The following is a 22,002-nucleotide window of genomic DNA, read 5'->3' as shown; positions in this document are numbered from 1 at the left end:
TGGCCGTGAACTTACGTAAGTTTACGGCCAACACAGCAAGTGGATCCTAAATTTATACACAATAAAAAGAGAAAGGTGAAATTGTCTTGCTCAATTTCACCTTTCTCTTGGTTAGAGACTAGTTATGTCCCAGCCTCTTTTCACTATAATAGGGAGAAGACCAATCTGGAGGTAAGAATCGTGTCAACTAATAAAAAAGTTCTCGTCATTGATGACGAGGAAGATATTTTACGACTAATCAAAACGGTGTTAAAAAAAGAAGGAATTGAAAACGTAATAACAGCAGCTACCGCAAGAGAAGGGCTCGTTCAATTTCAAAATAATAGTCCAGATCTTGTTATATTGGACATTATGCTTCCGGATGGTGAAGGCTATGATGTCTGCAAACAAATCAGAAACATTTCCAAAGTCCCCATTCTATTTTTATCAGCTAAAAATGAGGAAATTGATAAGATATTGGGCTTTGCGATTGGCGGTGACGATTACATTACGAAGCCATTCAGCCCGAAAGAGGTGGCTTATCGTGTAAAAGCCCATTTGCGCCGGGCAGAGTATATGCAGCCTGAATCACCGATAGAGACAAAGTTCCAGGCTGGGCCGTTTGAATTAAACGAAGAAAAGGCACAGTTAAAAAAGGACGGGCAAGTGATTGACTTGAAGCCAAAGGAACTCGGATTAATGAAGGTCTTCCTCCAAAACAAAAACAAGGTAATCAGTAAAGAACAGCTCTACGACGCTGTTTGGGGGGAAGATTTCTACGGCATGGATAATACAGTCATGGTCCATATCCACAGACTTCGGGAAAAAATTGAAGACCAGCCTTCTCATCCTCAATACGTGGTAACGGTTAAAGGCTTAGGGTACAAGCTGGTTATAGAGGATGCATAGGCATGAAATGGAAGCTGACGGGAAGGTATTTATTATCGATTGTATTGGTCGTTGTCTTAGTTATCTTTATTAATTTCATCCTTGGAATGGCGATGATCCTGGCACAGATTACTTTTGATGTCCCGATTTTTCAAAATCGTGAAATCTCGCCGGAGCAATTCACGAGAAAGTTCCAGCAAGAAATTACTTCGGATCAGCAAGATGCAGCAGTCACTAAAGAAGGACAGGAAAAGTTAGCAAGAAAGAATGCTTGGATCCAAATCTTAGATGAAAATGGTACAGAGGTATACAGCTTCGGAGTTCCTGAGAATAGAAAGAAAAAATATACTCCTGCAGATATTATTCAAATGTATAAATATAAAGAAGTAAATCGCGATACTGTCGTTTATGTTGGTGAAAAGAAGAAAAACGGCCGCCAGTTCAGTTATTTGATTGGTATTGAAGATCCACATTTAGATCGCCAATTTATCTCCTACAATAATCAAGATATCGCAAGAGTAGTGAATGTTGGAATGGTTGTTTTGCTAATAGATATCCTGATCGCATTACTGGTCGGCTACCTTTTTAGCAAAAGGCTCACACAGCCATTGCATACCCTGATTGAAGGTATAAAAAAATTGGCCAATCATGATTACGGTCATCGTGCTGAATCAAGAGGATTATATAAAAATGTATTTTATAATTTTAATCTTTTGGCGGACCAATTAAAGGTAAGTGAGAGGGAAAGGAAAAGGCTGGATGTGATGAAGGAGGAATGGATTGCCAACATTTCTCATGATATTAAAACTCCCCTATCTTCTATACAGGGCTATGCAGAAATCATCAAGGATCCGGATTATAGCTTTTCTCCTGAAGAAATAAGGGAATATGCAGAAATTATTGAAGCAAAATCCCATTATATTAAAGAAGTAATGGAAGACTTGAATTTATCGACGAGGTTAAAGAATAAAGAGCTGTCCTTGGTGAAAAAAGAGGTAAATCTAGTTGCTTTGCTGCGTAAGATTGTGATTGATCTAATAAACGATCCTAATTATGCTGACCGTACGATCCGGTTCCATGTACATCAAGAAACGATAGGTTTGGAAGTAGATGAAATCCTTTTCCGCAGAGCAATCAATAATTTAATCTATAATGCGATCGTCCATAACGATAAAAATGTAGAAATAAACGTCAGTGCTGAAAAAAATGATCAGTACACAAAAATTGTAATCGAAGATAACGGCAAAGGCATAAAGAAAGAGGAACTGGAAAGGATTTTTGACCGATACTATCGCGGCACAAATACGGGGATTGCCCATAAGGGGTCCGGATTGGGTATGGCGATAGCCCATGACATAATCAAAGCCCATGGAGGCCAAATCACCATTCAGAGTGAAGTGGGCTCGGGCACAACAATTGAAATTAACATATGATACAGGAAAAATGTGTGCATGCTCTGATATAAGCATCCTTGGGCCAATATGAAAAGCAAGTGATATTTAGAACTATGTAAGGGATTGGCAAGAGGATAAGACCTGAAGATGTACGACAGCAAAAATGATAAACAAATAAAAATGTAAAAAGAGTTAAAGAGCTAACTCTTTTTACATTTTACTTAGACTTACTTATTTTTTCTAATTTCTTTTTGGATGTTCCGCAATGCCTTTTTCGATCCGCGCCCTATATCATGGTTTAGTTTTCTCGTTTTAAAATCAACGAATAGAGTGTCTAGATCATAGCCTTCCGGATATAACTCTTCTGCTTTCAACTCCAGTTCCAACCGCTTTTCGTTTACCTCAATATATTGATTTTGATAAAACACAGTAACGTTATAATAATTGTCCTTTTCTTTAAACACGATGCCAAAGTCATCGTGGTCAAGCAGTTTTACGCGGTCTCCTTTTTGATAGTCGATAGGATTGTTTGCTATTTCAACCACTGCTTTTGGCCTTCGGATTTTGCTTTCATGTAACCTTTCCAAGCGATATTCTTTATTTTTTATATAACTCTCTGCTCTTTTTAAAACATTTTCTGGAATATTCATTTTTCTGGAGATCCATAAGGCATTGCTGTCTCCAGACTGCCCAATAAGCAGTTTATACAATGGTTCTAATGTTTCTTGATTGAATTGCATGGCAGCGTTCATAAAGTCACTATGCATTTCGGAAAAACGTTTTATTTCTCCATAATGCGTTGTCGCAACCGTTATACATCCTTTAAGATAAAACTCTTCCAAGAGGGAGATGGCTAATGCTGCACCTTCGTTCGGCTCTGTCCCACTGCCAATTTCATCAAAAAGCAACAGGGTATTGTTGTTTACTGACCGGAGAATCTCTGACAAGTTCTTCATGTGGGAAGAGAACGTGCTAAGCGCATTTTCTAAACTCTGATTGTCGCCAATGTCGACAAACATCCTCTCAAATACTGCTATTTCGGTTTCTCTCGAAGCGGTAATATGGAACCCGGACATCGTTGCCAACGTAACAAGACCAATTGTCTTCAGCACAATTGTTTTTCCTCCGGCGTTCGGTCCGGTGATGATTAAGCTGCGATAACTGCTCCCAATCTCAAACTGGAGTGGTATCACGTTACCAGATAGCAATGGATGCTTGCAATTGATCAAGTTTATATACCCATGATCATTTATGTTTGGCTCAATCCCATCTACATGCTTGCTGTATTTCGCTTTGGCAAAAATCATATCGTACTGGGCTATGAGCTCCGTATTAATCTTTATGGTTTGAATATTTTCATTTAATAGCCCTGTTAAAGTGGCGAGTATTTGATATTCCAACATCGCCTCCTCGGATTTTAATGTTGCTAATTCAACACTTAATTTCCCAACTACACCAGGTTCCATAAAGACGGTCGAGCCTTTGGAAGAGATTTCAACGATTGTTCCCTGTACCTGATTTTTATATGAGGATTTTATTGGTATCGTATAGCGATCACTTTTAATGCTGATGATGAATTCCTGAATATAGTTTCTATTGGCGCTGCTATTTAAAAACTTATTTAACCGTTCCTTTATTTTTTGTTCCGTTGTTTGAATCTGGTGACGAATGCGTTTAAGTTCTTTGCTGGCATCCGAGCTCACCTGATTATTTTTAATCGAAAAGTTAATTTCCTCTTCTATATTTGAGAATTCCGTCATGGAATTCGCATAGGACGATAGTGTCGGAGCAAAGAATTCTTTACTGGACATGAACGTTTTTATTCTTCGGCACCCTCTTAAAAAATCAGACATGGCCAAAAGCTCCGTTGGAGATAAAATGATGCCTTTTTCCAGTTTGCCGATCGTGTGTTCAATAGTGGAAACACCCATGAAGGGCACATTCCCTCCCGCATCAAGAATGGCGCGCGCCTCAGACGTTTCGGTTAATCGGTGTTTGACTATCTTTAAGCTGGAACTTGGAATTAATTTATCAAATAGTTGTTTGCCCAGTCCGCTGACGCAGTACGATTTTACGATTTCTTTTAGCTCATTGTATTGTAATTTTTCAAAAGTATTTTCATTCATTTTTTATTCTCCTCAATGTGATGTATGGATCAGCAATGAAGAAACCTGATTGTACGATTTCAATGAGTTGCATATAAAAATAGAAAAAAGCTGCGGTGGATACCGCAGCTTACGTTCACAATGCAAAGGAACACGCACAAATAAAACCATCGAAACGATAGCTCTACTCATGAAGTGATGCGCTTGTTTGTAAAGTATGGCAGGTATCTTCATAGGCGGAAATAAGTCCATAACAAAATAAAGGGTACAATTTACACAAAATCCCCTGCTCTTCGTTCTTCCTTATTTCCTATAATGTTTTCCTATTTAGACACTACCGCACTCATCAACATGCACCTCTTATGATATTTAATATGCTCATTGAAATTGACTTTACGGGGATCATTATAATCTATGTTGTTCAAAATGTAAAGAACCTTCAGTTATCGTACAAACCGTGCGTAACTCTTGATGAATCAATGATGTGAAACTAATGATTCCTTACTGGTAAGGGAGAGGGGCTCATATGTGGGGGGATGCATTTCGTAAATGATTGTTCTGGTCGAGGAGATTTTTACTAGAACTAACCGAAAAGGTGATTCGTTTATTACAGCTTCGTTATCATATCAACGCTTTTGCTAAAGAAATGTACGCGAAATGCAGTCAGGTTTACCAGCCGCAGTTTGTAAAGGTTACAATTCCAACAATTCAGGGCTCTTGAACCATTTGGTTTGGGAGCCCATTTTTTAAAAGGATGTATGCCCAAATGATCAACCTGTTTGCGGGAGGCCAGTGCTCCTTCTTGATGAATGAAACCCCATGAAATAGGCTCTTACATCAGTAACAACCACCTAAACAAATCATATTGTGTTGAGGAGAGTGGATGTTTTCGGATACAAAAAGACAACAATTGACGCTCTTATTGCTGGTTCACCAAAATTTTTAAAGACAAAGGGGAGGTTCAAATGCAGTATTATCAAAACGATTTGCAAACATTAGGATTGGATAATTACCAAGTTAGTGAATTGGTTCCTATGGATCATATGAGACAATATCCGGTTGAAATTGACAGCAGGTATTGTGGCCGTTGTGGCGGTTGTGGTTTTCGTTGCGGTGGTTGCGGTTTTCGTTGTGGTGGTTTCCGTTGCGGTGGCTGCTTTGGCTGCTTTAGTTGTTTTGGTTTCTTTATTTAGGTCAGAGAAGAGAAGAAGTCCCTTGCATCGTCGTGCAAGGGATCTTTCTCTTGTCCCCTGTCTAGTCCCATGCACATCTCTTTCTACAGTTATTCAACATTAGCTCTGTCATATCGAACCTCCGTCTGTCCAGTTTGCAGGTCATAAAACGGGCACTTTCTCTTTTATTATTGATAATCATAGTGGACAGTCACAAATACATAAAATGAATAGGAGGGATCCGTAACCATTAGGAATAAGGAGGAAAGAAATGTCTAAAATTAATTCATCCACTCGACTGAAGGTGAAGAGGGATACATTTTTTCTCCCAGATCCAAAGGGTGGTGTGTATTTCCGAAATAATGTAAGTTCTTTCCGGATGGAAGGAAATACAATTTATCAATGGGTTGAAAAATTGATTCCGCTGTTCAACGGTGAGAAAACAATGGAAGATGTGACACAGGGATTAACACCTCCCTATCGTAATAGGGTTTATGAAATTGGGGAGACATTGTACAATAATGGCTTTGTTAGGGATGCCAGTAAAGATGCCCCCCATCAATTACCTCCATCTGTTCTCGAAAAATATGCTTCACAAATTGAATTTATTGAGAGCTTTGCGGAGTCCGGTGGGTATCGTTTTCAACAGTATCGTCAAGCTAACGTTCTTGCGGTGGGCTCGGGGCCCTTTCTCGTTTCTTTGGTCTCTGCATTAATCGAATCAGGGCTGCCTAAAGTACATGTGATGGACATGGATCCAGCTTATACAAGCAGTCGACGGTTGAATGAGTTGATTCTAAATGTGAGAGAAATGGAACCTGATGCAGAAGTAGTGGAGGTGCCTTATCAAGAAGGGGCAGAAAAAGAATTTTGGAAAGACGTTGTGCAACCTTATGATTGGGTTTTATACGTCTCCCAGTCCGGAGATGTAGAGGGAGTAAGAGAACTTAATTTCGTTTGCAAAGAGGAAAGGAAATTCTTTATCCCTTCTATTTATTTACAGCGAGTAGGGCTCGTCGGCCCGTTATTTCATCCTGAGTCTGAAGGGTGTTGGGAGTCGGCGTGGCGCAGGCTTCATCAATCCGTATTGCAGACAGAACAGCAGCCCCAGCCTTATTCGTCAACACCAGGATCCATTTTGGCAAATGTCGCTGTGTTCGAAATGTTTAAGCATGTTACAGGCATTGCGGATTCAAATCAGAGCAGTCAAATTTACTTGCTTGATCCTGAAACGCTGGAGGGTGAATGGTCCCCATTTATCACACATCCACTGGCTGCCGCAAGAAGTTTTACGCCCCAACTTGTTGAAGATCTTGAAGGAAGGCTAATGAAGGAAACAGTCAGAGAGGCTCAATCGGAGGACCTCTTGAAATACTTCAGTCAGTTAACCTCCAAAAAGACGGGGATTTTTCATACGTGGGCAGAACGGGATTTGTCACAGCTTCCACTTGCCCAGTGTTATGTACAGGCGGTTAATCCCCAGTCTGAGGGCCCTGCAGAGCTTTTGTCAGAGGTTATCTGTGCGAATCTGACACATGAGGAGGCAAAAAGAGAAGCGGGCCTGATGGGGATTGAAATGTACGTTGCCCAATTGCTTGATTTGGAGAGGCTCAAAAAAGGGGATGCTCTTCCAGGCGGAATGATGGGCATTGGTGCGGGGGAAACGATTGAGGAGGCGGTTTGCCGGGGGTTGCAATCTTATTTGAATGAAGAATTGGCAAAAAGACAGAGTGATCGGCTGAATACAGTTCATCTGCCGAAAGAATTACTGCGGGATGGGAAATGCAGATATTATCATAATGCCCTGTCTAACCTAAACGGTACACCGACAGTCGGCTTGAAAGAGAATTTGCTGGGCTTTCCTGTGATAGGAATAAAATCAAATGGACGCTGGTACTCCAGTGCTGGTTTAAATACTACCTTGGGCTTACGGGATGCATTGAAGCAAGCACTGTTAGATAGCCAAAATTCGGCAGAATCGAACATGAGGAAGGGAACGGAGCCAGTTGTTTTTATCAATAAAACGGAAACCAAACTTGAAATCCCCTCTTGTGATGAAGAGACGTCGTTGCAGTTATTGCAATCCGCTATTGATACTTTAAAACAAAACAGCAAACGGTTATGCGTATACGATCTTACCTTTGAACCTTTTATGAAACAGAAAATGGCTGGGGTGTTTGGTGTGCAGATACAGGAGGATGATACCTAATGGCTGCTCATATTCTAATGATCGGACAGGGGTTATTGGCTGATTTTGTCTATGATCAATTGTCCTGCAGTTATCCCGTCAAGCGTCAAAGCATGGAAGAAGGTGTTCCTGAAGATGCAAAACTGGCGCTTGTGCTCCATGATGCCTGGCATCCGTCTATCCACCAAAAAGCGGTGAAAGGCTTCAGGGCAGCACGTATTCCGTGGCTTCGTGGCTTTGCCTCGTTTGGGGAAGGAATCATCGGTCCATTCGTACGTCCCGATACACCGGGATGTTCTCGCTGTGCGGACATGAGGCGCATCATAGCCGGAGCGGACAGTCAGGAGATGTGGGAGTTTCAGATGAGAATGGCAGCAGATGCAAGTCAGGGGCAAGATGCGTGGACATCACGAACGGCATTTTCGCATATGGCAAGCATTATAGACAACGAGGTTAAGAAGATCCTTCAGGGTATAACAAGCAATTTGGAAGAAAGGATTTTCATTACGAATCTAAAAACACTATCGGGCTCCAGCCACCCTTTCTTGCCCGATCCGGCGTGTCAAATATGCGGACAGCTGCCCGACGATACGGCGGAACGAGCGCAAATCAAGTTAACATCTCGTCCGAAAGTAAGCAGCGATGATTACCGCTGCCGTTCGATAGATGAATTAAAGTCTGTCTTGGCCAAAGATTACCTCGATGAACGGACTGGTATTATGAACGAGAAAGCGCAGGATTACACGCTGCCATTTGCGGATGTATTGGTCAACATGCCGTTATTTGGTGCAGATGAAGGAGTAGCCGGAAGGTCTAACTCTTATGAGGTGAGTGAACAAACTGCTATTTTGGAAGGCTTGGAAAGATATTGTGGAATCAGTCCTCGTGGAAAGCGGACAGTCGTTCGCAATAGCTACCGTCAATTAGAGTACTATGCACTAAATCCAATCCGGGTAGGCTTGCATGAAAAAGAGCAGTATGAAAAGCCCCATTTTCCATTTAAATCGTTTCATCCCGATCAGCCCATGAATTGGGTGTGGGGCTATTCATTTCTAACCCAACGCCCTATCTTGGTTCCGGAATTACTCGCTTATTATAGTTTGGGCTATGGAGAGGGAGTCGTGTATGAAACGTCAAATGGATGTGCTCTGGGAGGGAGTGTAGAAGAGGCCACTTTCCATGGCATTATGGAGGTGATTGAACGGGATTCATTCTTGTTAACCTGGTATGCACAGCTTCCCCTTCCGCGCCTTTCCCTTCGTTCCGCTGATGACAAAGAACTCCAGCTGATGGTCGACCGGTTTCATGAGGTAGCAGGATATGATTTTCACTTCTATAATTCAACGATGGAGCATGGGATCCCGAGTGTTTTAGGGATTGCCAAGAACAGGGGGTCAAAGGGGTTAAATCTCATTTGTGCAGCTGCAGCGAACCCTGATCCGGTTAGCGCTGTGAAAAGCACAATCTATGAATTGGCAGGAACGCTGGCCAGGCAAGACGAGAAACTGGAGGAAAACCGACAGAAATATGAAGGCATGCTGCGCGATCCGTATACGGTGCGAACGATGGAAGACCATGGCCTCCTTTACGGTCTGCCAGAAGCGGAGGAACGATTGAATTTCTTATTGGATGACCAACGCCCAATGCGTACGTTTGCCGAGGAATTTAAGCAGCCACAGGCAACCATTGATTTGAAGGATGATCTGGAACATATACTGCAGATCTTCCGACAGTTAAACCTTGAGGTCATTGTCGTTGATCAAACATCACCTGTTACCGAACGAAACGGATTGTACTGTGTAAAAGTATTGATTCCGGGAATGTTGCCAATGACATTCGGGCACCACCTTACCCGGGTGAAAGGATTAAAAAGGGTACTTACAGTACCGATGGAACTGGGATATACGAAGGCACCGTTAACATATGATCAGCTAAATCCACACCCCCATCCGTTCCCATAAAGGCAGAAGAGGAGGCTAAGGATGGATCTGGAAACATTTTTGCACGATCTGCATTTTGACACGGAAAAAGTCACTCCGCCGGATTGGCAAGTGGATTGGGAAGATGCACCGCTGCCCTATAAGCTGTATCGTGGCTTGCCAGTGGTTCCGCTCCCCGCGGATGTCCCTTTTCTGCTTGAGAGAAGGGAAGCGCATGTAAAGACGAGCTTGGCGGAGCTTGGTCATTTTTTATGGTATGTTTATGGGCTTACTCAATACGCTCAATCTGCTTTACACGATGAAACGAATGACAAAGACACGGGGGTTACTCCATCGACTCGCAGGTTTGTTCCTTCAGGAGGAGCGCTTTACCCGAATGAACTATACGTATATGTCAAAGTTGAAGAAGCTCCACAGGGCATGTATCACTACGATGCGGCGCATCATCGCCTAGTATTGATACGGGAGGGAGATTACGATTCCTATTTATCCAGAAGTTTAAGTACTGGCAATGAATCTTCTGGTTGTTTTTGCACTGTTTTTATCTCGACCGTTTTTTGGAAGAACTTCTATAAGTACAATAATTTCTCTTACAGACTCCAAGGTCTGGATGCAGGCGTAGTCATTGGGCAATCATTGGAAGTGGCCAATCGGATGGGTTTCTCTTCACGAGTGTGCTACCAATTTCTGGACCAGGCAATCAATCATTTGATTGGATTGTCCGAGGATGAGGAAAGTGTCTATGCGGTTATCTCATTATCTACTGGTGAATCTGCCCATTATGGCGATAAAGTAGGAAACAAAAGAGAAGCGGCGGCTTCAGCTGCTGCTTTATGTGAAGGATTGCCCCTGTTAGATCATACTTCCTTCAACCGTTCCAAAAGAGTTCTTCCTTACCCGGTGCTGAGAAAAGTGAATGAAGCATCGATGATGGAAACAACAAATTCATTTGTGAAGCTAAAAAACAATCATCGTGCAAAACATTCCCTTAGTACGGAAATGATCTTGCTTCCATTTATGGAGGGATTTTCGTATGAGTTCGCATCCGTATGCAGGGAGCGGCGCTCACCTGATAGCGACTTTATGATCGGAAAAGTGAGTCAAGCGCAACTATCCACTTTGTTAAAAGAGACATTCTCTTTCTCCTATCCCAATGATCTTGATGAAAAGGATGGGGATATCAAGAGTCGGATGGCTTTATATGGCAGCTTTTATAACGTAGAAAGAGTACCAGATGGTGCGTATTCGTACGACAGCAACGCTCATACCCTTCGAACGATAAACAAAGGGGATTACCGGGAGTGGCTGCAAAATGGATTAACCATGCCGAATGTGAATCTGTTTCAAGTTCCGCTTTGTTTCCATGTTGTTGGGGATAAAGAATACCACAAGGAAGAATTGGGATTTAGAGGATATCGCATTCAACAGATGGAGGCAGGCATTCTCGTGCAAAGGCTGCTATTAATTTCTGGTGCATTAGGAATGGGTGGGCATCCGCTGCTCGGATTTGACGTGAAGAAAGGGGATCAACTTTACAGGATTGATTCGGCAGGGAAAACCTGCTTGATCCAAATTCCAGTAGGGCCATACCGTCCCCGGGCCTGGTTAAAAGGGGGTTTGCAAAGTTAAGGAATGCTATTTTGGATGCATGCCCATCATTGCGGTGAATGAAGAACTTATAGGAAGCACTAAAAGGCAGTTTTGTTAAACAAATGATTGATTAATAGCAGGATTAGGATATAATATTTTTAAAAATAATGAAAACACTGAGAGTAAGAGTAGTAAGGAGCTGAAGTTGTTCAGAGAGCTGCCAGTTGCTGAGAAGGCAGTCAACAAAACTCCCCAAGTCGCTTATGAGTGGTCAGACTGAAGCTGAGTAGGTCTAAACGGATAGGTTCCGTTAACATGAAATAAAAAGATTTGTTTCGGCAAATGAACTAGAGTGGTACCACGTTAGGTCAAGCCTATCGTCTCTATAGAGACGGTAGGCTTTTTGTTGTAAGCAGGATTGCGCAAGAATAACCAAGATTGGAGAAGTATAGGATGGAGTACAATAAAATAAACAAAACAATTGTTACGGAAAGATTATATTTGCGGCTTTTTGAAACGGGTGATGCAGAAACTGTTCAAGCCTTATGTAATAACTTTTCTATTTACAAAAGTACCCTTTACTTACCATATCCCTATTCTTTAAACGATGCTTTAGGATGGATGGAAAACCATCGGAAAAATTTCGATGAAGAACGTTCCTATGAATTTGCCATTACAGATCGAGAGAGTGGAACTTTGTATGGTGCTATTTCATTATCGAACAACCAAAAGTTTAACAATGGGGAAATTGCCTATTGGATTGGTGAAGAATACTGGGGGAGGGGCTACGGGACGGAAGCAGCAAAAGCGATGATAGACTTTGCATTTAGGGAGAAGAAATTACATAAAGTCTTCGCACGTTACTTCAAATCCAATCCTGCTTCAGGAAGAATCATGCAAAAAGCTGGAATGGTTCAAGAGGGCTTATTGAAAGATCATATCGTGAAAGATGGTAAATACGAGGACTTAATTTATTACGGAATCATAAATCCTTATGATCACAAAGAAATAGAGGAGATCTAAGCAATGATTTGCGCCCCATTTATAGACACTTACAAGGTGATAGAGGAGAGAACATGATGACAGATGAGTATACATTTCCTGTAATTGAAACCGATAGATTGATGTTAAGACAAGTAACCCCAGATGATGCAGAAAGCATTTTAGCGTATTTGTCTGATAAAGATGTAATGAAGCACTACGGTTTAGACCCTTTTCAATCAAAGGATGAGGCATTGGATGAAATTTCTTGGTACCAGTCTATATTCGAGGAGAAAACAGGAATTAGATGGGGGATTACCCTAAAAGGGGAAGGAAGGGTGATTGGCAGCTGCGGTTTCCTGAACATCGTTCCCCGGCATTACCGATCTGAAATTGGTTATGAACTGAGTAAGGTCTACTGGGGAAAGGGCATTGCAAGTGAAGCGATTGCGGCAGTAGTTAAATACGGATTTGAACAATTGAATCTGCAGCGGATACAGGCATTGATTGAGCCGCCAAATATATCATCACAAAAGTTGGCCGAACGAAACGGGTTTATCAAAGAAGGGCTTTTAAGAAACTATGAATATACTGGCGGAAAGTTTGATGATTTACTAATGTACGCGTTGCTAAAGCAAGACTTAGTAAAGCGCCGATAAGGTTTCGAGTTCCCTAATCTCCCCCAAATTAAATGGAAAAGTAAACATTGATTGGTGTTAACAAGATAGCAATAGAAAGAGAGTTGACGAGATGGAGGCCATTCTCCATGGAATAATCTTAGCATTTGGACTCATTTTACCTTTAGGGGTGCAGAATGTATTTGTCTTTTCACAGGGAGCCACTCAGCCAAAACTACTTCGCGCTCTCCCCGCAGCGATTACAGCGGCATTGTGTGATACAGTTTTAATCCTTTTGGCCGTCTTTGGGTTATCCGTTATCGTTTTGCAGTTTGAATGGCTGCGGCTTAGCCTGATGATTGCAGGAATAATATTTTTGCTTTACATGGGGTACGCTATTTGGCGCTCTGAACCAAGAACAGCAAAAACCGAACAAGCGCTGCCCATCCGCCAGCAAGTCATTTTCGCTTTATCGGTTTCCTTTTTAAACCCTCATGCTATTTTAGATATAGTCGGTGTTATCGGGACCAGCGCATTAAAATATGCGGGAGCTGAACAAGCTTTCTTTACAATCGCCTGTATTGCAGTCTCTTGGATATGGTTCTTTGGGTTAACGATAGCAGGTGCAGCGATGAAGAAGTTGGATGGCACGGGCCGTTTAATGAATCTATTTAACAAATGCTCAGCTTTGTTTATCTGGGCAACCGCCATTTATCTTTTTATTGGGTTAACGTAATGTACCACAATACATATAACGAAAGGCTATCCCGCTGATTGACTATCAACAGCGACAAATGATGTCTCAAATAGGGGAGATAGGCAAATGAGTTTTAATGCTGTCATACATAACGTAATGGAAACATCAAAGGAAGTACATGGTACAGGGGCAGGCGTGATGGTATTGCACAGAGGTGAAACGGTCGTTGAAAAGTATTGGGGGACACAATCTACCTGTTCTGCCTCCCGTGTAATCGGTCCTGACACACAATTTCACATCGCTTCTGTTCGAAAATCTTACATTGGATTTGCTGTTGCCTATGCGGTTCATCATGGCTGCATTCAATCGATTGATGATCCCGTCACATTCTATTTACCATCAAAAAACGATGAGGTATATCAAGACGTACTCATTCGGCATTTATTGACTCATACGCATGGATTGGTCAAAAAGGATGATCAAATTCACCAAGAGTTTACCCCAGGTACAAGTTGGGCTTATCGAGGTATCGGAATCGACATGTTAACAGAGTTGGTCAAAAAAACGACCGGTAAAACTGTCGCAACGATTCTCCAAGAAACGGTATTTGCTCCTCTTCAGTTAGTGGAGACGGGGTGGTATCGCAGCATGCGAGAGAACTTTGTGGACGTAGTGAATGCAGAACAAAATCCACATTGGTATACAAGCGAAAATGTGGATGGCAGTCAAATGAACATGTATGTATCGATTCGCGATTTGGCTAAATGGGGGCAATTCCATCTTCAGAATGGCCGGTGGGAAGGCCAGCAGGTAGTCGATGAAAAACTAATCGAACTAGCGACCTCTATTCAATCCCCTTCAACATTGTCATCGACATTACCGCAAAACGGCTACTTATGGTTTGTGCAAAAAGATGAAGGGATTGCTTCGGATAGAATGGAATTAAGTTTGCGGCTGCCGTCTGGAAGCTATCAGCTTTTAGGCTATACAAATGTTACCTTACTTGTGATCCCTCAAAATGAAGTCGTAGCAGTGCGTGCCTTCAACAGCTTTGGCTCGCCTGAAGGCTTTGACTTCATAAAGGATGTAAGAACGTTTGGGGACACCGTTATGGAATGTGTAGAGGGTAAAGGATAGCCAATAAAGCAAAAGCCCAAGCCTATGGAAGAAGAACATTATATATGGTAGAATGGATGAGAACGTATATTCGCTTCTGAGGGGGTAGATAAATGAATCCATATTGCGAAAGTGCATTTCATCAAATCGACATAGCACTCATGAGTACTGCTGAGATGATCGAAGAATTAGAAGCGGCTGATTTAGAGAGAAGACCATCTTCACCTAAACGTTCGATAGGGGAGCTTTTGAAGCATATGGCAACGATCTGTAAAGCTGATTTTCTCATTTCTAACGGTGCAACAGAAGAAGAGATGAACGCATTCTACTCAAGTGTTTTATATATGGATGTAAAGGAGATCCAAGAAGCTTTGGCTGTTAACTTTACGTTTTTAAAAGAAAACTATCAAAAATTTACAGAGGCTGAACTTCAAGAACGGACTACATCCTACTGGGGAGTAACATACACAAGATATGAGTGGCTGCTACAGATTGCAGCACATGTTTACCATCATAGAGGTCAACTGCATTCTATGCTCGTTCATTGTTATGGAAAAGACCTGAATGTTATCTTGTTTGAATAACCTTCCTTCTTAATCTTATTTATCCAGGAGGTGCCGTATGGAGATGCTTTTTGGCAAAGCAGTAAATAAAGAAGCGGAAACATTGGTGGCCATTTACCATGATGCCTACGCGGAAAATGAAATGCTGGGCCTGCCTGCGAGCGCATCCAGAGCGACTGCTTCAGAAGTCCAAAGATGGATTGACGAATCGATTGTACTTACAGCGAAAGAATAACATACGAACAACATCGTTGGTACGGTGAGACTTACATATAAAGAAGAGTGGAACTGTTACGTAGTAAGTAGATTGGCTGTGAAGTCTCTTTACAAGGGAATGGGCATCGCAACGAAATTACTAGGATATGCGGAAGGCAAGCTATCCTCAATGGGAGAAAGGGCCGTTCGATTAACAGTAGCTCAAACTCACCCTTATTTACCTAAAATGTATGAAAAAATGGGGTACACCATTGTAGGGGAACGTATGCTTATAAACCTGCCGTATGATGAATATGTTATGGAAAAAGTATTATCACCTAGCGGAAATGATACTGCCCAATAAGATGCCAAACTAAAAAAAGCGCAATCCGTTTCGGAAAGCGCTTTTTTGTTTGGTTCTGAATGGAATAGCAGTTTGCCTTTCTGATCACCCCAGATTTCATTGTTTTGTCGATTTAATCGTGATGGCACCATCTTTTGTTTCGGCCGCCAGTTTGTTCGCACCTTGCCCAATCAAATGGGTCTTTTGATCATACGCCGGCAATTTTATATTAATATCCGGGCCAGCTGTCGCTATCTGCAGTGAAGTTGGAACATTTTTATAGTTGATGCCAATCATACCGGAAACACTTTTCACCTGGAGATTCGGCTGTTCTGTCGCTTCTGTCATTTTGATTTGTCCATCAATCGTTTGTATCGTGGAAGCTGAGCCTGTGCTTTCATTTACGGCCACGTCCCCTGCAGTTGAGGTAATCTTTAAACCCTCGATGGTACTGTTTTCTATCTTTATATTTCCATCTTTTGACTCAATCTTTGCATTGGCAGCGGTCAGGTTTTTAACATGCGCTACACCTGCAGTTGTTTGAACTTCGACTGTATCAAGGGTTAAATTCTGAATGGTGATGTTTCCATCTGCATCGTTAAGCACCAGTGTTTTCGTTTGAGATTTGGGCAATTGTACGATAACGGTTTCCCTTGGACGAAATTGAAAGTTATCTCTCCAGCTTTTTTTCTGCTCTGCCTCGTTCAAGATGAATGTATTGTTTTCTTCACGGATGGTCAGCATGTTTTGATTGATTTTATATCCCTGCAATTGGACATGTATTTTATCATCAGGAGATTCGGCTACTTTGATATTTAACACATCCATCGTCATATCGATATGGGGCATGGCCTCATATTCACCTACTGTCAATGTCTTCACCTGTTGTTTCATTAGGAGAATAGCGGTGATCGCGATCACTCCAAGCAATAGGACAACTAACGACTTGCGAATCATTTAGCCCACATCCTTTACGTCAATATTGCGGAATGATAAATAGGCAATCCCAATGCCAACCAGTGAGAGCACAAACGGAATGATGATCAAATCCGCCAAACTAAAGGCTGCACCTCCGTCGGAAACGGTTGAGTTGATTAACATGCCGATGATGACAGCAGAGGTAATCGTGGCAGCAGTGGATTTTTTGCGCATACCGAAAAATAGCGGAATCAAAGCAATGGCGCCAATCATTAACGCGTTCGTCACAGTCATTGGAAATGTCGCGACTAGATCTTGTACCGAAACGGTTCCTTCAAATAATCCTAGTGAAGGCTGGATAAAGCAGGTAATGATCTGTATGATCCACACGCTGGCAAAGACACTGCCTGCGGTAAAGAAGTAAGTGAGTATCAGTTTAGAAAACAATAGCTTTTTACGCTTTATCGGGTAGGTAAACAACACTTGCATCGTTTTCGTGCGAAATTCAGAAATGATCAAGCGGGATAAAATCACACTGCCAAAAATGATGAAGGTAATGTTCAAAAAAGTTCTAACGAGCGACATGAATTCTTGAAAAGAAGCCATCGTTCCATCCGCCTCATTTTTTGAAGCGAGTGAAAGGAATATGACAAAACCGAAAATGGCAATTAAACAGATGAAAAAGCTGATAAAATAACGCCCCATTTGATGCTTTTGCCATTCCAATTTGATTAAATTAAGCATATTGTTTCCCTCCATTAATCCGATTGACAAAGTATTCTTCCAACGTTTGATGTACAGCTTCAACTTCGTCTACATCAACACCGTGTGTAATCAAATACTTTGTTAAGGTCGATGGCTTTTCGTGTACACGCTGAACATCCAGGGTGCCGACATCCCTGATTTTGACGCTAGCTTTGAATTTTTCCTCTAGTAATCGTTTCGCTTTTTTCGTGTCGCTTACAGCCATTTTGATTGACGGAGCCTGTTTTTCGCGGAGGGAATGCATGGAAATTTCCTCGATTAATTCTCCGTGATCTAACACACCGATCGTATCGGCAGTCGATTCAATTTCTGAAATGATATGGCTTGAAATCAATATGGTCATCCCATATTGATGTTTTAACATGGAAAGCAGCTCTCTCACTTCTTTAATGCCGATCGGATCCAGACCATTGATAGGCTCATCTAACAGCAATATTTTAGGCCTCGCCACAAAGGCACGGCCAATCGCAAGCCGCTGACGCATTCCGAGGGAAAATTCCTTGATCTTTTTCTGTTCAATTTGTTTTAACCCGACAATGTCGAGAACTTTTTTTATATGGTGTTTGTCCTTATAGCCCATATAAGCACAGTGCATTTGCAAATTTTCATAAGCGGTTAATTCCTCATAAAAAATTGGATATTCAATGAGACTGCCAATGTCTTTTAGATATTTGTAAGACTTTGGGTTGATAGGTTGATTTTGAATAAGGATTTCACCGGATGTCGGCTTCACCAAATTCAATATCATTTTCATCACCGTCGTTTTGCCGGCCCCATTTGGGCCGAGAAAACCATAAATTTCGCCTTCTTTAATATTCATGCTTACCTGGTTAATAACCAGTTTGGTTGTATATCGTTTCGTTAATTGATGTGTTTGAATCATATAGCCCATCGATAAGCCTCCCACTTCGTCGTTGTTTACAGTATAAAAAACAAAAGTAAAAACAAAGTAAACCGGCGGGAAAATGCAAGTAACTTTTGCTTATTGGTTAGGCATTGCAGGAGAAAACCTGTTAGAGTAAAAGAAAAAAGAGGGAATCATAATGAAAGAGGATGCAAACATTCTAATTGTGGACGATGAAGTCGGTATTTTAAAAATGCTTGAGATCACATTGAAGAAAGAGCATTTTACACATATTGCGACAGCTGAAACGAAAGCAGCGGCACTGCAGGCTTTAGAGGATAAAGAATTCGATATCATTCTATTGGATGTCATGCTGCCGGATGGAGATGGTTTTGCACTATGCTCAGCCATTCGTCAGCAAACGACTGCTCCTATTTTGTTTATTAGTGCACGTTCCAGTGATTTCGATAAACTAACCGGGTTAAGTGTAGGCGGCGATGATTATATAACAAAGCCATTTAACCCCCTTGAAATTGTAGCAAGAATACGAGCGATTTTAAGGCGCCAGCGGGAGTACGGTAAAAAGGCGGCCGCGGCCCAAATGAAAAACTTTGTATATGAGACATTCACATTTACACCGGACGAGGCGTTATTAACGGTGCATGGGAAAGCTGTGCAAGCGACCGCTAAGGAGTTGGAATTGCTGAACTTCTTTTGCGAAAACCCAAACCTCGTGTTTACGACTTCCCAACTTTATGAGCGTGTATGGGGCGGTGATGTGTTTGGTGAAGAGAAAACGGTTACGATTCATATTGCGAAGCTGCGCAGAAAGCTGGGAGATGATACGAGGAAGCCAAACATTATCGTGAATTTACGAGGCATTGGCTATAAATTTATTCCGCCAAAAGGTGACGCATAATGAAAATCCAAACACGCTTTATTTTGCATCTGCTATTGGGTTTTGTCTTTTGGCTATTTCTTTTGGCCTTGACCGTACCGCTTGCGATGGATGGGATTATGCCAAGGCTGGGGCTTACTGGTGATCGTTATGAATGGTTTGTGATGGTTGTCATTGGTTGTGTAACAGGGGTATGGATCATCTGGTTCGGCTGGTATTTTGGCAGCCCCTTAATGCTTGTGATGAAATGGATCGCACAGCTTGGGAACGAAGATTTTTCCGCGCTTCCAGAAAGGGATACGATTTATAATCACAAAGGAAAGTTTAAAATGCGCTTTCGCCTATACAAAGAAGTTATTTTTCAACTTGAGGAGATGCGGACGCAATTGCATAAATCGAAGGGCGAGCGCGCGAAAGTGGAGAAAGCCAAACGTGACTGGATCGCCGGAGTTTCCCATGACTTGAAAACGCCGTTAACCTATATAAAAGGCTATTCCGCCTTATTGTTAAATCCAGCCTATAATTGGTCAGAGGAAGAACAGCGAAACTTCATTCAGGAAATTGATGATAAAGGATCGCATATGGAACAGCTTGTACAAGATTTGAATGTAGCTTTGCGATTTGATGGCTCACAGTCTGTACCGATTTATAAAACAAAACAAAATATTGTATCGTTTGTCCAGCAAGTTTTAGCCGATGTCAGCAATGACTTGCGCGCACAAAAGCACCAATTTGAATTGCAGACGGAAATCCCTCAGATAGACATGGAGTTTGATCCGCAATTGATAAAAAGAGCCCTGCAAAACATTTACATGAATGCGATTGTTCATAACGAAGGGTCGATTACGATTACAACATTGATTGAGAAACAACAAAATACATTGAAGATATGTATCCAAGATACCGGGGGAGGGATGACAGAGGAGACACTGCAAAATCTATTTAATCGTTATTACCGGGGAACGACGACCGAACAGCAATCTGAAGGAACAGGCTTAGGGATGGCGATTGTAAAAAGCCTGATTGAAGCGCATGAAGGCATGATATCAATAGAGAGTGAACTGCAGCAAGGGACAAAGTTTACGATTGTCTTACCGATTGATTAAGCAGGCATTTTGGAATGACCGTGAGCGGAAGCCTCCCCGCCAATAGCAAAAAAGCACAGATTCTCACTCTGTGCTCGTCCTGCATGATGCGTTTGCATCAGGAATAGCATCCGGAGTGCCGCATCTTATGCTTTATAGGCAACTTGGACGACCTGCTGTTCTCCATTTTTTTCAAAAAACTTTACCGTCTTCATGCCGATTTTTTCCGCAACCTTCTGTGAAGGGATGTTTTTAACCGTCGTATAAGAATAGATTTCAGAGTAGCCTAAAACAGTAAATGCGTATTCACGGCAGGCGGCAGCAGCCTCTGTTGCGTACCCTTTGTTCCAGTATTCCTTTATAATATGAAACCCGATTTCCGGCAATCTTTCGCCGTCGATGTTTTGGATCGTGATCCCACAATCGCCAATAAATCTATTCTCTTCTTTTAAAATTACTGCCCATAACCCATGTTTATACAGCTTGTAATTTTCCCTATTCCATTCGATCCAGTTTTCAACTTCTTCTTCGTTAAAAGGATGGGGATAATATTGCATAGATTCCGGGTCGGAAAGAACTTTTGATAACTCTTTCTTATCATCCAATTCTAACTCCCGCAAATATAACCTTTCCGACTCAATTACCTTCAACAATAACCCCTCCTATAAGACCATTGAAAAACTAGGATGCCAAGGGAGCGCACATGAACGCATGGCAACCTGCTTATATGGGTCTATTAAAACACACTTCGGACTAATCCTCCATCGATTCGTAATGCCGAACCATTGATAGCGGAGGACAGAGGGCTGCTCAAGAAGGTGACGAGATGTGCAATTTCTTCTGGCCGGATGAGCCTTTGGATAATCGAGGTCGGCCGATTCTCTTTCATAAATCGTGTTTCCGCCTCCTCTATTGTCAATTCCTCATTCGGGTAAAGGGTATTTAACATCGTTTCCACACCTTCTGTCAAAGTCGAACCAGGCATGACTGTATTGACCGTCACTTTTGTTCCTTTCGTGAGCTCAGCTAAACTGCGGGAGAGTGAGAGCTGCATCGTTTTGGTCGCGCTATAATGGGCCATTTCCAGTGAGGGCATGATGGCCGCTTCGCTGGCGATAAAGATGACCCTGCCATCTTTTTTCTCAATCATTTGTTTCAAGTATTGGCGAGTAAGTCGAACACCGCTCATGATGTTGGTTTCAAAGAACTTAAACCACTCTTCATCCGATATATCAAAATACTCAGCAGGCTCGAAAATGCCCAGGTTATTAATGAGAATGTCTACTTCAGGGTGCTTCTCGAAAACTTGCTGGCATCCTTGTTCTGTTGCCAGGTCCGCCACTGCTGGCTTAAGAATCGCTTCAGGATACTTGGCTTGTATCTCTTGAATTGTCTCATTTACTTTTTCCTCACGCCGCCCATTAATCAGGACATCGACACCTTCAGCTGCTAATGACATGGCAATCGCCTTGCCAATTCCTGATGTAGAGCCCGTTACCAAGGCAGTTTTTCCATTTAAATATAGTTGCATGAACAATCCTCCTCGCTTCCTGTATTATTTCCTATCTGATAATAATCGGATAGAGGCTGGGACAAAACCCATCTCTGATACGAAAAAAGCCGGCGGAATTTTACGATGAGTAAAATTCCGCCGGCTTTAATTGTCTTTCATGAAAGATAAGGACCACTTCTGATAAAATTAAGTCACCACAACAAAATATTAC

The 22,002-nt window shown here is 42.0% G+C and carries 21 protein-coding genes and 1 other annotated feature; of the genes, 15 read left to right on the top strand and 6 right to left on the bottom strand.

Annotated features, from left to right (window positions below; all coding sequences use genetic code 11):
- Window positions 1–180: 180 nt before the first annotated feature.
- Together AC0TWI_RS08250 and AC0TWI_RS08245 are read left to right on the top strand one after the other, a co-directional pair.
- Window positions 181–888: a response regulator transcription factor gene (locus AC0TWI_RS08250; RefSeq protein WP_488125868.1), complete on the top strand. Its 708-nt coding sequence runs from the start codon at window positions 181–183 to the stop codon at window positions 886–888.
- A 2-nt stretch (window positions 889–890) separates the two neighbouring features.
- Entirely contained in the window at window positions 891–2,300 is a 1,410-nt protein-coding gene (locus AC0TWI_RS08245; RefSeq protein ID WP_488125867.1) for a sensor histidine kinase, read from the top strand.
- 188 nt (window positions 2,301–2,488) lie between these two features.
- Here AC0TWI_RS08245 and AC0TWI_RS08240 read toward each other — a convergent pair whose 3' ends face one another.
- Window positions 2,489–4,387 carry an endonuclease MutS2 gene (locus AC0TWI_RS08240; protein WP_488125866.1) on the bottom strand — a complete coding sequence of 633 codons (1,899 nt, stop codon included), beginning with the start codon at window positions 4,385–4,387 and terminating at the stop codon, window positions 2,489–2,491.
- Window positions 4,388–5,331: 944 nt separating this feature from the next.
- Here AC0TWI_RS08240 and AC0TWI_RS08235 point away from each other — a divergent pair.
- The 11 genes from AC0TWI_RS08235 to AC0TWI_RS08185 all read left to right on the top strand — a co-directional run bounded on the left by AC0TWI_RS08235 (window position 5,332) and on the right by AC0TWI_RS08185 (window position 15,789).
- Window positions 5,332–5,559, top strand: a complete 228-nt coding sequence (locus tag AC0TWI_RS08235) for a heterocycloanthracin/sonorensin family bacteriocin (protein WP_488125865.1) — start codon at window positions 5,332–5,334, stop codon at window positions 5,557–5,559.
- Window positions 5,560–5,809: 250 nt separating this feature from the next.
- A complete protein-coding gene (locus AC0TWI_RS08230; RefSeq protein WP_488125864.1) occupies window positions 5,810–7,747 on the top strand; it encodes a putative thiazole-containing bacteriocin maturation protein in 1,938 nt (645 codons plus the stop codon).
- Entirely contained in the window at window positions 7,747–9,687 is a 1,941-nt protein-coding gene (locus tag AC0TWI_RS08225; RefSeq protein ID WP_488125863.1) for a TOMM precursor leader peptide-binding protein, read from the top strand. The genes AC0TWI_RS08230 and AC0TWI_RS08225 overlap by 1 nt, the downstream gene beginning before the upstream one ends.
- Window positions 9,688–9,708: 21 nt before the next feature.
- Window positions 9,709–11,295: a SagB family peptide dehydrogenase gene (locus AC0TWI_RS08220; RefSeq protein ID WP_488125862.1), complete on the top strand. Its 1,587-nt coding sequence runs from the start codon at window positions 9,709–9,711 to the stop codon at window positions 11,293–11,295.
- Window positions 11,296–11,425: 130 nt separating this feature from the next.
- Window positions 11,426–11,644, top strand: a binding site (T-box leader).
- A 65-nt stretch (window positions 11,645–11,709) separates the two neighbouring features.
- Window positions 11,710–12,279, top strand: coding sequence for a GNAT family N-acetyltransferase (locus tag AC0TWI_RS08215; protein ID WP_488125861.1), 570 nt, complete (start codon window positions 11,710–11,712; stop codon window positions 12,277–12,279).
- Between the two features lie 56 nt (window positions 12,280–12,335).
- Entirely contained in the window at window positions 12,336–12,896 is a 561-nt protein-coding gene (locus tag AC0TWI_RS08210) for a GNAT family N-acetyltransferase (RefSeq protein ID WP_488125860.1), read from the top strand.
- A gap of 91 nt (window positions 12,897–12,987) precedes the next feature.
- Entirely contained in the window at window positions 12,988–13,590 is a 603-nt protein-coding gene (locus AC0TWI_RS08205; RefSeq protein ID WP_488125859.1) for a LysE/ArgO family amino acid transporter, read from the top strand.
- Between the two features lie 87 nt (window positions 13,591–13,677).
- Window positions 13,678–14,688 (top strand): serine hydrolase domain-containing protein, encoded by a 1,011-nt coding sequence (locus AC0TWI_RS08200; RefSeq protein WP_488125858.1) that lies wholly within the window; start codon window positions 13,678–13,680, stop codon window positions 14,686–14,688.
- A 92-nt stretch (window positions 14,689–14,780) separates the two neighbouring features.
- Entirely contained in the window at window positions 14,781–15,251 is a 471-nt protein-coding gene (locus AC0TWI_RS08195; protein ID WP_488125857.1) for a DinB family protein, read from the top strand.
- A 37-nt stretch (window positions 15,252–15,288) separates the two neighbouring features.
- Entirely contained in the window at window positions 15,289–15,465 is a 177-nt protein-coding gene (locus AC0TWI_RS08190; RefSeq protein WP_488125856.1) for a hypothetical protein, read from the top strand.
- Between the two features lie 12 nt (window positions 15,466–15,477).
- Entirely contained in the window at window positions 15,478–15,789 is a 312-nt protein-coding gene (locus AC0TWI_RS08185) for a GNAT family N-acetyltransferase (protein ID WP_488125869.1), read from the top strand.
- Window positions 15,790–15,885: 96 nt separating this feature from the next.
- Here the strand turns inward: AC0TWI_RS08185 and AC0TWI_RS08180 are convergent, their stop codons facing one another.
- From AC0TWI_RS08180 to AC0TWI_RS08170, 3 genes are read right to left on the bottom strand one after another with little or no spacing between them, the layout of a single operon-like run.
- Window positions 15,886–16,725: a DUF4097 family beta strand repeat-containing protein gene (locus tag AC0TWI_RS08180; RefSeq protein WP_488125855.1), complete on the bottom strand. Its 840-nt coding sequence runs from the start codon at window positions 16,723–16,725 to the stop codon at window positions 15,886–15,888.
- On the bottom strand, window positions 16,726–17,430 hold the full coding sequence (locus AC0TWI_RS08175) for an ABC transporter permease (protein ID WP_488125854.1): 705 nt from the start codon (window positions 17,428–17,430) through the stop codon (window positions 16,726–16,728).
- Window positions 17,423–18,343, bottom strand: a complete 921-nt coding sequence (locus AC0TWI_RS08170) for an ABC transporter ATP-binding protein (protein ID WP_488125853.1) — start codon at window positions 18,341–18,343, stop codon at window positions 17,423–17,425. Before AC0TWI_RS08170 ends, AC0TWI_RS08175 begins: the two co-directional genes overlap by 8 nt.
- A 151-nt stretch (window positions 18,344–18,494) precedes the next feature.
- On the opposite strand from AC0TWI_RS08170, the gene AC0TWI_RS08165 reads away from it, so the two are divergent.
- Both AC0TWI_RS08165 and AC0TWI_RS08160 read left to right on the top strand, forming a co-directional pair.
- Window positions 18,495–19,214 carry a response regulator transcription factor gene (locus AC0TWI_RS08165; protein WP_488125852.1) on the top strand — a complete coding sequence of 240 codons (720 nt, stop codon included), beginning with the start codon at window positions 18,495–18,497 and terminating at the stop codon, window positions 19,212–19,214.
- Window positions 19,214–20,299 carry a sensor histidine kinase gene (locus tag AC0TWI_RS08160; RefSeq protein ID WP_488125851.1) on the top strand — a complete coding sequence of 362 codons (1,086 nt, stop codon included), beginning with the start codon at window positions 19,214–19,216 and terminating at the stop codon, window positions 20,297–20,299. The genes AC0TWI_RS08165 and AC0TWI_RS08160 overlap by 1 nt, the downstream gene beginning before the upstream one ends.
- A 125-nt stretch (window positions 20,300–20,424) precedes the next feature.
- On the opposite strand, the gene AC0TWI_RS08155 is transcribed toward AC0TWI_RS08160, so the two are convergent.
- Together AC0TWI_RS08155 and AC0TWI_RS08150 are read right to left on the bottom strand one after the other, a co-directional pair.
- Window positions 20,425–20,928: a GNAT family N-acetyltransferase gene (locus AC0TWI_RS08155; RefSeq protein WP_488125850.1), complete on the bottom strand. Its 504-nt coding sequence runs from the start codon at window positions 20,926–20,928 to the stop codon at window positions 20,425–20,427.
- A gap of 86 nt (window positions 20,929–21,014) precedes the next feature.
- Entirely contained in the window at window positions 21,015–21,809 is a 795-nt protein-coding gene (locus AC0TWI_RS08150) for an SDR family NAD(P)-dependent oxidoreductase (protein WP_488125849.1), read from the bottom strand.
- Window positions 21,810–22,002 lie beyond the last annotated feature (193 nt).

The organism is Lederbergia sp. B243.17, from assembly GCF_057657925.1.
This window is presented reverse-complemented; position numbering and strand designations above follow the sequence as displayed.